General features: G+C 49.7%; 11 protein-coding genes. 8 read left to right on the top strand and 3 right to left on the bottom strand.

Features of this window, described 5'->3' with window-relative positions:
- The first annotated feature begins 130 nt into the window (after positions 1 to 130).
- The 3 genes from IEV98_RS13730 to IEV98_RS13720 are packed head-to-tail and all read left to right on the top strand — an operon-like array spanning position 131 to position 2,928.
- A complete protein-coding gene (locus IEV98_RS13730; RefSeq protein ID WP_188506567.1) occupies positions 131 to 961 on the top strand; it encodes a COG1470 family protein in 831 nt (276 codons plus the stop codon).
- A 23-nt stretch (positions 962 to 984) separates the two neighbouring features.
- On the top strand, positions 985 to 1,944 hold the full coding sequence (locus IEV98_RS13725; protein WP_188506566.1) for an ABC transporter ATP-binding protein: 960 nt from the start codon (positions 985 to 987) through the stop codon (positions 1,942 to 1,944).
- Between the two features lie 12 nt (positions 1,945 to 1,956).
- The gene (locus tag IEV98_RS13720) at positions 1,957 to 2,928 is read left to right on the top strand and encodes an ABC transporter permease (RefSeq protein WP_188506565.1); all 972 of its coding nucleotides are present in this window, start codon (positions 1,957 to 1,959) and stop codon (positions 2,926 to 2,928) included.
- A 73-nt stretch (positions 2,929 to 3,001) separates the two neighbouring features.
- Here the strand turns inward: IEV98_RS13720 and IEV98_RS13715 are convergent, their stop codons facing one another.
- Complete coding sequence (locus IEV98_RS13715; RefSeq protein ID WP_188506564.1) at positions 3,002 to 4,372, bottom strand: DUF6600 domain-containing protein; 1,371 nt, start codon at positions 4,370 to 4,372, stop codon at positions 3,002 to 3,004.
- Positions 4,373 to 4,662: 290 nt separating this feature from the next.
- Between IEV98_RS13715 and IEV98_RS13710 the strand changes: the two genes are divergently transcribed.
- The 3 genes from IEV98_RS13710 to IEV98_RS13700 are packed head-to-tail and all read left to right on the top strand — an operon-like array spanning position 4,663 to position 7,187.
- Positions 4,663 to 5,424, top strand: coding sequence for an MlaE family ABC transporter permease (locus tag IEV98_RS13710; protein ID WP_188506563.1), 762 nt, complete (start codon positions 4,663 to 4,665; stop codon positions 5,422 to 5,424).
- A complete protein-coding gene (locus IEV98_RS13705) occupies positions 5,424 to 6,197 on the top strand; it encodes an ABC transporter ATP-binding protein (RefSeq protein ID WP_188506562.1) in 774 nt (257 codons plus the stop codon). The genes IEV98_RS13710 and IEV98_RS13705 overlap by 1 nt, the downstream gene beginning before the upstream one ends.
- Positions 6,198 to 6,200: 3 nt before the next feature.
- Positions 6,201 to 7,187, top strand: a complete 987-nt coding sequence (locus IEV98_RS13700) for an MlaD family protein (protein ID WP_188506561.1) — start codon at positions 6,201 to 6,203, stop codon at positions 7,185 to 7,187.
- A 7-nt stretch (positions 7,188 to 7,194) separates the two neighbouring features.
- On the opposite strand, the gene mtaB is transcribed toward IEV98_RS13700, so the two are convergent.
- A complete protein-coding gene (mtaB, locus tag IEV98_RS13695) occupies positions 7,195 to 8,514 on the bottom strand; it encodes a tRNA (N(6)-L-threonylcarbamoyladenosine(37)-C(2))-methylthiotransferase MtaB (protein WP_188506560.1) in 1,320 nt (439 codons plus the stop codon).
- A gap of 36 nt (positions 8,515 to 8,550) precedes the next feature.
- Positions 8,551 to 11,178, bottom strand: a complete 2,628-nt coding sequence (locus IEV98_RS13690) for a valine--tRNA ligase (protein ID WP_188506559.1) — start codon at positions 11,176 to 11,178, stop codon at positions 8,551 to 8,553.
- A 307-nt stretch (positions 11,179 to 11,485) separates the two neighbouring features.
- On the opposite strand from IEV98_RS13690, the gene IEV98_RS13685 reads away from it, so the two are divergent.
- Positions 11,486 to 12,349 carry a DMT family transporter gene (locus tag IEV98_RS13685; protein ID WP_188506558.1) on the top strand — a complete coding sequence of 288 codons (864 nt, stop codon included), beginning with the start codon at positions 11,486 to 11,488 and terminating at the stop codon, positions 12,347 to 12,349.
- On the top strand, positions 12,346 to 12,963 hold the full coding sequence (locus IEV98_RS13680) for an IMPACT family protein (protein ID WP_188506557.1): 618 nt from the start codon (positions 12,346 to 12,348) through the stop codon (positions 12,961 to 12,963). Before IEV98_RS13685 ends, IEV98_RS13680 begins: the two co-directional genes overlap by 4 nt.
- Positions 12,964 to 13,002 lie beyond the last annotated feature (39 nt).

The raw sequence follows: 13,002 nt of genomic DNA, 5'->3' as shown, positions 1-13,002 counted from the left end.
TTTAATTTCGACGCGATTTTCAAAACAAGTTTTTTTAATGCCGGGAGTGTTGAATAGTATGTTCAGTATGCGGCACTTGATTGGCATTTTTTTTAAACTATTATCCTGTTAAATTTTAGTTTTTTAGATCATGTTAAAAAAATCATTTTCTCTCCAGTTGCACCTATCGTTTGTTTGTTTCCTGGTAGCAATCATCCCTAATCCCGCCAACGGCCAACAGGCTAGGGCTTCCAGCTTCAAAGCCCAGTTGATGAATATTGAGGCGGCAAGCAATGAGGTGTTCCGTTATCAAACGACATTACACAACGGATTGTCTGTGGCGCAAACGTATGAGCTCAATGCCAAACTTCCGGACGGATGGCTTATTTCGTTCAAAGTGAATGGAAGTCAGGTTAGATCGGTACAGGTCGAGGGCGGACAAGAACAGCCCATACAGATTGAAATCAATGCCTCCCAATCGGCCGAGCCAAAAAAGTATACGCTGCCCATCAGCGCACAATCTTCGGGCGATACCCTTAACCTGTCATTGGAAGCGGTAGTGAGGGGGTCGTATGCCCTTCAATTTACGACCCCTAGCGGCAGGCTGAGTGAAGAAGTGGTCTCCGGGAGCAGTGAAACCATCCAGCTTACGGTCAAAAATACGGGCACACTTCCGCTCAACGAACTGGCTATCAGCTCTCAGCTGCCCGCTAAGTGGGAAGCTACTTTTGAACCGTCAACCGTAGAGCAGCTCGAGGCGGGGAAATCTGCGGACATTACCGCGACATTGAAAGTTCCCGAAAAAACGATTGCTGGCGATTACGTAGCTAACTTTACAGCCAAAAATGCGAACGATCAGCAGGAAATTTCATTCCGCGTGCTGGTCAAAACATCCGTTTTATCCGGGTGGATCGGTATCGTTGTCATCCTGGCTGCGGTCGGTTTGGTGTACTTTTTAATTCGCAAATACGGTCGCCGGTAGTCGCTATCAAAAAACAAGAAAGGATGAAGGAATCAGTTATTGTTTTAAGAGAGCTGACGAAGCGATATGCCAAGCAGACAGCAGTTGATGGGCTGAATCTGACCGTCTATCGCGGCGAAATCTTTGGTTTGCTTGGACCTAATGGAGCTGGTAAGACCACAACGATACTCATGTTACTGGGGCTTACCGAGCCGACTTCCGGTTATGCCGAGGTCTGTGGGATGAATGCGACCCGAAATCCGATAGACGTGAAGCGGAAGGTGGGCTACCTGCCAGACAATGTAGGGTTTTACGACTATATGAGCGGATTGGATAACCTCGTGCTGATCGGCAGGCTGAATGGTCTGGGGGACACCGATGCACAGGAAAGGGCCAATAAACTGCTTGATGATGTGGGTCTGGCTGAAAATAAAGACAAGAAAGCAGGGGCTTACTCACGCGGGATGAAGCAGCGCTTGGGGTTGGCCGAAGTGTTGATCAAACAACCGGAAGTAATTATCCTTGATGAACCGACCCTGGGAATCGATCCAAGCGGTGTCCGTGAGTTTTTGACACTCATCCAGTCCCTTAGTAAACAGCAGGGCATCACGGTGCTGTTGTCGTCCCATCATTTGCATCATGTACAGCAGGTGTGCGATCGGGTAGGATTGTTCGTGGACGGGAAGCTGCTAGCTAATGGCACTATTGATTCACTTGCCAGGTCGCTGTTTGACGAGGGTGGCCACATCACAACGGTCGTTGTTCGGGAAGCTGCGGCCGAAAAAGAAAGCTGGCTCACGGCATTATTGCAGCAAGTGCCGGGGGTTACTGCAGTGGCTATCGAGGGAAATGAATTTATCGTCAAAGCAACAGAAAATAATACCGCGTTGGTGGTCAGCGAGCTGGTTAACGCCGGACAGGCGATTGAGGAGGTGCGCAAGAAATCCTATGGGCTGGACGATATTTACCAACGGTATTTTGAACACCACGAAGAACCAATTTAATATCAGGGAATCATGAATCGTTTAAAAGGAAATTACCATACGGCCATGCCCATACTTGTTGGAAAAGAGTTGGGCGCGCATATGCAGAGCTGGCGTTTTCTCATTTTGGTATTGCTCATTATACTCACGTTTGTGACGTCGATGTACGTGTCGTTTACAAACTTGCGGAGCGCAGTGGGCAATATGCAGGACCCGGATAAAAGTTTTGTCTACCTCAAATTGTTGACCACGACAGACAATTCGATTCCGCCATTTCATGTGTTTCTGAATTTTCTGGCCCCGCTGCTCGGTATTAGCCTGGGCTTTGATGCCATTAATTCAGAGCAGAATAATGGCACGCTGACCCGATTAATAGCGCAGCCCATTTACCGAGATAACCTACTGCTAAGCAAGTTTGCCAGCTCACTTATATTGATCGCATCGCTTTTTTTAGCATTGGTGTTGCTCATGGTGGGTGGTGGACTGCTGGCTACCGGTGTAGGCATCGAGGTACAGGAGGTGTTGCGTATTTTTGGGTTCTGGCTCATTAGCGTGGTGTTTGTAGGCTTTTGGCTGAGCTTAGCCATCTTGCTGTCGGTAAAGTTTAAGCAGGCAGCGACGTCTGCTTTGGTTGCCATTGGCATTTGGCTGTTTTTTACTGTGTTTTTCCCCATCGTGGTCAATTTGCTTGTGCGTTCTTTTCTGCCATCGCCACGCATGATGAGCGAGGCTGAAATCCTATATTACAATGAATTGATCAGTACAGTGATGCGTTTATCACCGGGTCAGTTGTTCTCGGATGCTTCAACGACACTGCTCATGCCTTCTGTTCGGAGTCTCGGACCGCTGACAATGGAGCAGATGATAGGTGCCATACCGGCCCCCTTGCCTTTCAAGGAAAGTGTAATGATTGTGTGGCCGCAGGTGAGCGGGCTTATCGCGGCAACCTGCCTCTGTTTCGCGTGGACATATGCGTCATTTATGCGGAGAGAGATAAGAAGCTGAATAATAGGGCGCCAGCAGTTCTGGTGTTCATAATTACAGCCCCGAACCGGTTAGGATCGGGGCTGTCTTTATCTTATCCCCTGCTTCGTCCGGAGGAGTTATTCCTTTCAGACGTCTTGCTTCGCGTGGCACTGCTTCGGCTTTTTTCGGAACTTCTGCTAGAGGACACGCTTGGGCGCGATTGCCGCGAGGAGCTTTTAACCGAACTGTTCCGGCTGGGGCTGCTGGTTTGCCTTTGGGAACTGACTCGGTCGTTGCTGCTGCGTGAAGGAGCCGTGCGTTGTACTCCTGTCGATGACCGCTTGTTTTCACTTGCCGACGGCCTGACAGCCTCACGTGAGCTGGTTGCTGTGCGGTTTTGACGGGTAGTCGTTTCCGGACGACGGGTGGCATTGGCATTGCGGTCGGTGCTTCCGGTATTACGTACGCTATTTGTTTTGGGTGCCGTTGCACGGCTCCGTTCATTTTGCCTTTCCGGCGTGGCCACGTTACCGCGGGTAGGGCGTACCGCATCGTTATTCCGGTCATTAGCCGCGCGTGAACGTCCGGCTTCAGCGTTTCTTGACGTCACTCCCCGCGTAGCTGACGTATTGTTATTGCGGCTGGTAGCCGCTGTCCGGGTAGCTTCTGCCCGGCTATTGCCACGCGTGCCGGAGGTGCGCACCGATGTCGCATCCGATACCCGTGAAGGACGCGCTGATGTACGGGTGTTGCGGTCCACGTCCGGACGATAAATACTTACTGAACGGTTGTTTACCGCGGCCCTTCCCGGACGTGAGGAACTATTGATTTCCCGTACGGAGACCCTGCTGCCCGTTGCCCGTTCGATATCGCTGCGACGCGGACCACTCACATATGTACGGTTGTTGTACACATAGGTGTTATTGATGATCGTTGTACGGTTGTAGATATTCACCCGGTTGCGATGAGGTGCATAGTAGCTATACAGCCGCGGACTGCAGATGTAGCGTTGCGGCACAAATACCCAATGATGGTGGGGAATACCGACATGGACGTTAATGCTCATGCGTGGGCCCAATGGCGCCCAGCCATAGTATCCGCCACCACTTCGCCAGCTCACCCATGCCGGACCCCATTCGTATCCAGGTATCCAGGCCCAGCCGTAATAGTCCGTGTAGGTCCAGCGGCCGTAGTGGAATGGTGCCCACCCCCACGGGTAGTCAGATACCCACGTATTTCCATAGTTGGTCATCACCCAATTGCCATTCGTGGCATAAGGTTGAAAACCGCGGTCGGCGTCAGGAAGCCAAATATATCCATATTCCGGATCGTCTATCCATTCTCCGTAGGGCGCTAGTTCGTCGTAAAACAATTGGAACGAAACGCTCATGCCCGGCTGGGCTTTCACGGTGTTGGTTGCAGCAATGGCTATTAAGGCGATTGCAGTGAGTAGCGATAGTCCGGTCTTCTTTAACGTTTTCATGACATGCTGATTTAAATGTGCAACACTTTTTGTTCGTTTCTGGTGGTATGACTGTACAGCGAGGCCAATGGTTTAATACGAGTAGCTGTTATCCGCCGAAATGTTACGATAGGCTGTAGCGAACATTTTTCCGAAATGAGTGTTTATCCGGGAGAGGGAATGAATTCGCAAGCGGAGCGAAGCGGTGTTCCGATGAGCGGAATCGATATCGGGACAACAAATCGATGAATAAACGACGCATATTAAAATTAAACTGCTATTTTTGCAGCCTTAACTGCTAAAATCTCCCGATGATAAAGAAGATACAGCGTACACTTATCGAATTAGCCAATATCCATCGGTTTGTCATGCGTTTCTTCAGGGAGCTGTTTCGGCCGCCCTATGAGTTTAAGGAAATCATCCGACAATGTTTTGAGGTAGGTTGGAAGTCGCTGCCTTTGATTTCGCTTACTGGATTTATCACTGGTATTGTATTTACCAATCAATCCCGCCCGTCACTGGCCGAATTTGGCGCTACCTCGTGGTTACCCGCCCTGATATCCATTGCGATAATCCGTGCTTTGGCACCGTTAGTCACGGCGCTGATCGCATCCGGTAAGGTGGGCTCCCAGATCGGTGCCGAACTGGGATCCATGAAGGTGACCGAGCAGATCGACGCAATGGAAGTCTCTGGTACCAACCCCTTTAAATTTCTGGTGGTGAGTAGGGTGTTGGCTACGACCATCAGTATCCCCATCCTTTCGCTTTATACCGCTGCCGTCGGTTTATTGGGAGCATTCCTGAGTGTTAATCAGGCCGAGAACACCAGTTTCCGGGTGTACTTCGACCAGGTTTTTGAGGCAGTTACCTACCTCGATGTTTTTTCGTTGGTATTGAAGGCAGTCGTGTTTGGTTTTACGATCGGTATCGTAGGTTGTTATCAGGGATACCATTCCTCCAAGGGGACGGAAGGGGTAGGGCGGGCAGCCAATTGGGCGGTAGTGATGTCCATGTTTCTCATTTTTATTGAGGAAATATTAATTGTACAGATCATTCAAGCAATGCGTGCATAATGTTGAAGGCAGGCGGACATATCGACCATGATGCGCGGGTAATCACCGTGCGTGACGTGAGCAAGTCGTTTGGCGATTTGCAGGTGTTGCGTGGCGTAGACCTTGAGCTGTTTAAAGGGGAAAACCTGGTGGTTCTGGGGCGATCCGGTACCGGCAAATCGGTATTGATCAAGCTGATATCGGGGCTATTGAAGCCAGATACGGGTACCATTGAGGTGCTCGGTGAGCATGTCGATGAATTGGACGAAAAGGCATTGCAGCAGCTCCGGCTAAAAATCGGATTTTCCTTCCAGAACAGCGCATTGTACGATAGTATGACAGTACGGGAAAATCTCGAATTCCCTTTGGTTCGGAATAAACGGCATCTTTCGCGCGCTGAAATCAACCACGAAGTGGAGGATGTGCTGGACGCGGTAGGGCTTTTGCATACTCTCAATCAAATGCCGTCGCAACTATCTGGTGGGCAACGCAAGCGCATAGGCATTGCGCGAACGCTTATTCTCCGCCCCGATATCATGATGTATGATGAACCTACTGCGGGGCTGGATCCCATAACGTGTATTGAAATCAATGGCTTGATCAACGAGGTGCAGGAAAAGTACAAGACGTCATCCATTATCATCACGCATGATCTCGCGTGTGCAAAAAGCGTTGGCGACCGCATCGTGATGTTGCTGGATGGTAAATTTGAGCGGGAGGGGAGCTTCGAGGAGATTTTTGATACGGATGATGGACGGGTGAAACCGTTTTATGACTATAATTTTATCAAATAGATTATGAGTGCTACAGAAAATAGACGTTCACTGATTGTGGGATTGTTTGTGCTGATAGGGATTATCATATTGGTGGCAGGTATTTTGGTGCTTGGCGGGCAGCAGAACCGATTTTCGAAGACGGTGACCGTCAGCGCAGTGTTCAATGATGTCAGCGGTCTTAAGGCAGGGAACAATGTTTGGTTTTCAGGCGTTAAAATCGGTACCATCAAAAGTATCCGGTTCAAAAATCTACAGGAAGTCGAAATCGCAATGGTGATTGAAGAAAAATCCCGCGATTATATCCGTAAAGATGCTGTAGCTAAAATCGGCTCCGAAAGCTTTATCGGTAATAAACTCATCGTGATTGAAGGCGGCAGCAGCGATGTGCCCCCGATCGAAGATGGCGACGTGTTGCAGGCTGCAGCCGATGAAGGATTAGACGCGATGATGGCGACCTTGCAGACCAATAACAAGAACTTGGTGGAAATTACTGAGAATTTCGGTTTGGTAAGCGCCCGTATCGCCCGCGGCGAGGGGACATTTGGCGCGCTGTTGAATGATTCGTTGATGGCCGTGCATATCAAACAGATGATCGGTAACCTAAACCAGACGGCCGCCAACACGGCGAATGCGTCGGCAGCGCTTAATCAATTGACTACCAAATTGAATGCTGAGGGAACCTTGATCAATGATCTGTTGACGGATACCGTGGTGTATGGAAACCTGCAAGAAGCAGTAGCCCAGTTACAAGGAATAACCCAAACCGCTTCGGCTTTGGTAACGAATCTGAATCAAACTGCCGGAAAACTGGATGACAAAGACAATGCAGTCGGTGTGTTACTCAATGATCCGGAAGCCGCCGAAACAATCAAGCAGACTTTGATTAACCTGGAACAAAGCACGGAAAAACTGGACCAGAATATGGAGGCCTTACAGCATAATTTCTTATTCAGGGGCTTTTTCCGGAAGCAAGCTAAAAAGGCTGCGAAGGAAGCTACTGGGCAATAATAGACGTTTAATGGGATTGCAATTCTGGGAGCTGGTCGATTTCCACTTCGCCCGAATCCGAAATTTCCGAAAATCGAACAGCTACGGTTTCGTTTACCAGTAAGGGATCGTACGGCGTGCGCACCTTGACGTAGTTGCGGCTGAAACCGTGCATGTAACCGTCCTTGATATCCCCCTCAAACAATACTTCCCCATCTTTGCCCAATTGTGCTTCGTAAAATGCCCTTCTTTTCTTTTCGGAAAGAATATGCAACATCTTGCTACGTTCGCCGCGCTGGGCTCCGGGCACAGACCCTTCCATCTGCGCGGCGATGGTGTTCTCGCGCTCGGAATAGGTGAATACGTGCAGATAGGAGATGTCGAGCTCGTTGAGGAACTGATAGGTTTCCAGGAAATCGTCCTGCGTTTCGCCCGGGAATCCCACAATGACGTCGACCCCGATGCAGCATTCGGGCATCAATTCCTTGATTTTAGCCACCCGGTTGGCGTACAATTCCCTGCGGTATCGCCTGCGCATCAATCCCAATACCTTATTGGATCCTGATTGTAGGGGGATGTGGAAATGAGGAACGAATCGGGCTGAACGCGCTACCGATTCGATGATTTCGTCTGTGAGTAGATTGGGTTCGATCGACGATATACGGAAGCGCTCGATTGCGGTTACCGTGTCAAGAGCCTTGACCAGGTCGATGAACCGGTCCTTATGTTCGCCATCACGTATACCAAAATCCCCGATATTCACACCGGTAAGTACGATTTCCTTTACTCCCGAAGCCGCGATTTCTTCGGCTTGTGCCACGATGTCAGCGATCGTGCCACTCCGGCTGGCACCCCTCGCTAGTGGAATGGTACAGAAGGTGCAGGAATAATCGCAGCCGTCCTGTACTTTAAGAAAGGTACGGGTGCGGTCCCCGATTGAAAATGCTGGAACAAACGCATTGGTCTCAGCAATGGGCTCATTGTATACAATCGCTTTAGCTTGCTTGGTCAAATCATTGATATGCTCGATGATATTGAATTTCTCAGCGGCCCCAAGCACCAGGTCTACGCCCGGAATCTCTGTGATTTCCCGGGGCTTTAATTGGGCGTAGCAGCCTACCACGACGATATAGGCATGCGGGGAGTGGCTAAGCGCTTCGCGCACGACCTTCCGGCATTTCCGATCGGCATTTTCGGTGACCGAACAGGTATTGATGACGTAGATGTCTGCCGTGGTATGGAACGGAGTGGGTTCGTATCCAGCCCCCTGGAAAATACGGCCTATAGCGGAAGTCTCCGAAAAATTCAGCTTACATCCCAAGGTATAGAACGCGACTTTTTTGCTCATTTTCAAAGTGCAAAGGTACGCAAAAACGTTAAACAACTAAAGGCTTGCCAGATTCTCTGTTAATATCCGAATCTTGGTCTCTGCATCTGCCTTTTTGTTCTGCTCGTTGGCCACGATTTCCGCCTTCGCGTTTTGTACAAACCGTTCGTTTGATAACTTGGCATTCACTGATTTCAGAAAGCCGTTGAGGTATTCGATTTCCTTTGTAATCCGTTCTTTTTCGGCTTCCACGTCGACGTTTTCCGCGACAGCGACATAGAATTCGTCCTTGCCTACTAAGAAGCTTGTCGTACCAGTTGGCTTTTCGCTGGTAAGCCGGATGTCTGATACATTGGCCATCTTTTCGATACTATCCGCATAGCGGATAAAATCCGTTCCCGATGAGGCATTGATGGCGAGCGGTAACGTTATTTTTGGCGACAACTGCTTAGCATTGCGAAGGTTCCGGATTTCGGATACCACTTGCTGCAATAAGGCAAAATCGACCAATACCCGATCATCGTAAGCACCTCCATTCGGATAATCGGCAACAATACAACAGTCGCCGTCTGCGCGTCCACCGAAAAGTTCATCATGCCATAGCTCTTCACTGATAAATGGCATGAAAGGATGGATAAGCTTCAGAATGGACTCGAAGAAACCCTTGGTGGCTTCAAATGCCTCACGGGCGATAGGCTGCTGGTATGCTGGTTTCACGAGTTCGAGATACCATGAACAGAAGTCGTCCCACACCAATTTATACGTCGCCATCAAAGCGTCTGATATGCGGTAGTTGGCAAAATGCTCGTCGATTTCGGCCATAGCTTGGTTGAACCGATGGTTAAACCAGTTGGCGGCTTCCCGCTGTGCGGGGGTAGCAGGTATTGATGCTACATCCCAGCCCTTCACCAGGCGGAACGCATTCCATATTTTATTTGCAAAATTGCGGCCCTGTTCGCAGTAGGCGACATCGAACATTAGGTCATTGCCCGCCGGCGACGAAAGCAACATGCCCACACGCACGCCGTCTGTGCCGTATTGCTCCATCAGCTCGATAGGATCGGGTGAATTGCCCAATGATTTGGACATCTTACGTCCCTGTTTATCACGTACTATGCCCGTTAGGTATACGTTTTTGAATGGTGCCTTGCCTCTGAATTCGTGACCGAATATAATCATGCGGGCTACCCAGAAAAATAGGATTTCTGGAGCGGTAACGAGATCATTGGTCGGGTAGTAGTAGCTGATATCGGCGTTTTCCGGGTGGCGCGTGCCATCGAATACCGACATTGGCCACAAACCCGACGAAAACCACGTATCCAGTACGTCGTCCTCCTGCCGGATCCCTTCGGTGGTTTTTCTCTCCGCTTCAAATAAGGACTTGGCCTCATCCTCCGTTTTGGCGACTACCCATTCGTTCTGCGCGTTGTACCACGCTGGTATGCGTTGGCCCCACCACAACTGCCGACTGATGGTCCAGTCTTTGATGTTTTCCATCCAGTGGCGGTAGGTATTGACGAATTTATCCGGAATGAGTTTGACCTCGCCATTCAACACGTAGTCGAGCGCTGGTTGCGCTAGGTCCTGCATGCGGCAAAACCATTGCATGGAGAGCTTGGGCTCAATGGCAGCGTCTGTCCGTTCAGAAAAGCCAACCTGCGAAGAATAAGGTTCGGTTTTTTCGAGCAGCCCCGCTTCTTCCAGCAATTTGGCTACGGCCTTTCGGGCTTTGAAACGGTCTTCGCCGACAAGGATTTGGGCATTAGCGTTGAGTGTGCCGTCGTCGTTGAGGATATCGATAACTTCCAGGTTGTGCTTCTGCCCGAGTTCATAGTCGTTTAGATCGTGGGCAGGGGTTACCTTGAGGCAGCCGGTACCGAACTCCACATCTACATATTCATCCTCAATGATGGGGATTTCTCGGTTGATGAGGGGGACGAGGGCTGTTTTACCCCTAAAATGGGCATATCTCGGGTCATTTGGGTTGATGCATATCGCCGTATCGGCCATGATGGTTTCCGGACGTGTGGTTGCGATAGTCAGGTAGGCGGGGGTATCGCTATCACCGCCTTTCACGGCGTACCGTACATAGTACAGCGTTTGGTTTACCTCCCGGCGGTTAACTTCTTCGTCTGAAAGTGCGGTGCGTCCCTGCGGGTCCCAATTGACCATCCGTACCCCCCGGTAGATATAGCCCTTGCGGTACAGCCGGATGAACGTGTCGATTACCGCATCCGAGAGCTCCGGCTCCATGGTAAACCGGGTGCGCTCCCAGTCGCAGGATGCACCAAGCTTTTCCAATTGATTGAGGATGATGCCGCCATATTTCTCTTTCCATTCCCAAGCATACTCAAGGAATTGTTCACGGGTAAGGTCTTTTTTGCTGATACCCTGTTCTTTGAGCATTGCCACTACCTTGGCTTCGGTCGCAATCGAAGCGTGGTCTGTACCCGGCACCCAACAGGCATTTTTTCCCTGCATGCGCGCACGGCGGATGAGTACATCTTGTATCGTGTTGTTGAGCATATGCCCCATATGAAGCACGCCCGTCACATTGGGTGGTGGCATCACGATAGTATAAGGTTCGCGGTCATCGGGTACGGAACGGAAAAAGCCTTCTTTGAGCCAGTATGCGTACCACTTATCTTCGGCCTCCTTGGGGTTGTATGTTTTTGGTATACTCATGGAATTGTCTGCCATTTAAAGGGATGCAAACTTAGCCAAAGTTACGTTTTAAAGCAAATCCAATCGGTGCGTTAAACGGCTCGTATTTACCTTGTAGTTAATACAACTTTACCACTGCTGTACTAGATATTCGGGTTTTACTCGGAGTTTGTTCGGAGTATAGTCGAGGTTTACTCGTTTATTTCCGAATAAACTACGAATTAACTACGACTAATATACGTATATATCCATAGATAATGGTAAATATGGGTTACAGCGCGGTTAATCCGGAAGTATTACTAACTTAGCCGAGCGTCAGATCAGGTTCATGGTATATGTATTGTTCAGTGTCTTCTGTAGTGTCTCGGTATCCGTCATCCTAAAACTGGCCCGGCGATATGCCGTAGATGTTCCACAGATCATTGTGTGGAACTATCCAGTGGCAGTACTTTGTACGTGGCTTTTTCTCCAGCCGGATTGGTCTTTTGCTGCGATTTCCACTGCGCCCGTGGCATTGTATGGGACATTGGCTTTATTGCTTCCCGGTATTTTTTTTGCATTGGGAGCTTCCATCCGTTACGCGGGTATCGTACGCACGGAAGTAGCCCAGCGCCTTTCGTTGTTTATCGCATTATTGGCTGCATTTTGGCTATTTGGCGAAACGGCCCACACTGGAAAACTTATCGGTATCGTCGTGGGTATAGTCGGCATCCTTTGCAGCATCGGCTGGCATAAGGGAAAAAACCAACATGGTTTGAACCACGGGATGTGGTTGTTTCCTATGCTGGTGTTTTTTGGCTACGGTATCATCGATATTTTGTTTAAGCTGGTTGCTCAGCATACCGAGGTGCCTTACACAGCCTCCATGCTTTTTGTGTTTTGCGGCGCTACGGTTGCGGCGTTTGCCTACTTGGGGTATCAGGTGTTTATTTCCCGTAAGCGTTTTTCGATGCATGCGGTGTTCTGGGGTATCGTATTGGGCGGATTTAATTTTGCGAATATCCTGTTTTACATGAAAGCGCACCGTGCGCTGCCCGAAAACCCTTCCATGGTATTTACCGGTATGAATGTAGGCGTTATCGCCCTCGGTGCGTTGATCGGTATTTTTGTTTTTAATGAGAAGGTGTCATTTGTCAATAAAATTGGCGTTATTTTAGCCATTGTATCCGTATTGATTATTGCGTATTCGTGAGTCTGTTTGAAGATACCTATCGAACCATTGCTGCGCCTGCCGAAGGCCTATTCAAGGACAAGGGCAGTAAATTTATCGCCTATGCCTATCCGTTAACGGACGAGAAGGCCGTAAAGGAAAAGGTAGCTGTGCTGAAATCGATGCATCCCAAAGCCCGCCACCACTGCTGGGCATATCGGCTCACGCCGGATCGCACGATTTTCAGGATCAACGATGACGGTGAACCTTCGGGCACCGCCGGCCGGCCCATCCTCAATACGTTACTTTCTTACGACGTGACCAATGTGCTCGTGGTGGTGGTCCGTTATTTCGGTGGTACACTCCTAGGCGTGCCGGGACTTATCCATGCCTATAAAACGGCTACCCAAGAGGCACTGGCAGTAGCGGACATCGTAGAATTGACGGTTAACGACGTCTACCGCATCGCATTCGGTTATGAGCACCTCAATGCGATCATGCGCATCGTGAAGGAGGAAAACCTGACGGTATTGAAGCAGGATTTTGACAATCACTGCACGATGGACGTGGAAATCCGGCAACTACAGGTGGCACGGACGCTTGGGAGGCTGGAGAAGGTCGAAGGGATTACCATCGCTTTTGTTAGGAGGGCTTGACCGATTTTCTGAGAAAATAGCAGGATGGCTATGGATTAA

It is taken from the genome of Parapedobacter pyrenivorans (assembly GCF_014636865.1).
Taxonomy (GTDB): Bacteria; Bacteroidota; Bacteroidia; order Sphingobacteriales; family Sphingobacteriaceae; genus Parapedobacter; species Parapedobacter pyrenivorans.
This window is presented reverse-complemented; position numbering and strand designations above follow the sequence as displayed.

Bases quoted from the DNA above. Each gene is read 5' to 3' on its own strand.
- IEV98_RS13730 (WP_188506567.1), top strand. From the start codon at position 131: ATGTTAAAAAAATCATTTTCTCTCCAGTTGCACCTATCGTTTGTTTGT.
- IEV98_RS13685 (WP_188506558.1), top strand. From the start codon at position 11,486: ATGGTATATGTATTGTTCAGTGTCTTCTGTAGTGTCTCGGTATCCGTC.
- IEV98_RS13700 (WP_188506561.1), top strand. From the start codon at position 6,201: ATGAGTGCTACAGAAAATAGACGTTCACTGATTGTGGGATTGTTTGTG.
- IEV98_RS13715 (WP_188506564.1), bottom strand. From the start codon at position 4,372: ATGAAAACGTTAAAGAAGACCGGACTATCGCTACTCACTGCAATCGCC.
- IEV98_RS13720 (WP_188506565.1), top strand. From the start codon at position 1,957: ATGAATCGTTTAAAAGGAAATTACCATACGGCCATGCCCATACTTGTT.
- IEV98_RS13710 (WP_188506563.1), top strand. From the start codon at position 4,663: ATGATAAAGAAGATACAGCGTACACTTATCGAATTAGCCAATATCCAT.
- mtaB (WP_188506560.1), bottom strand. From the start codon at position 8,514: ATGAGCAAAAAAGTCGCGTTCTATACCTTGGGATGTAAGCTGAATTTT.
- IEV98_RS13690 (WP_188506559.1), bottom strand. From the start codon at position 11,178: ATGAGTATACCAAAAACATACAACCCCAAGGAGGCCGAAGATAAGTGG.
- IEV98_RS13705 (WP_188506562.1), top strand. From the start codon at position 5,424: ATGTTGAAGGCAGGCGGACATATCGACCATGATGCGCGGGTAATCACC.
- IEV98_RS13725 (WP_188506566.1), top strand. From the start codon at position 985: ATGAAGGAATCAGTTATTGTTTTAAGAGAGCTGACGAAGCGATATGCC.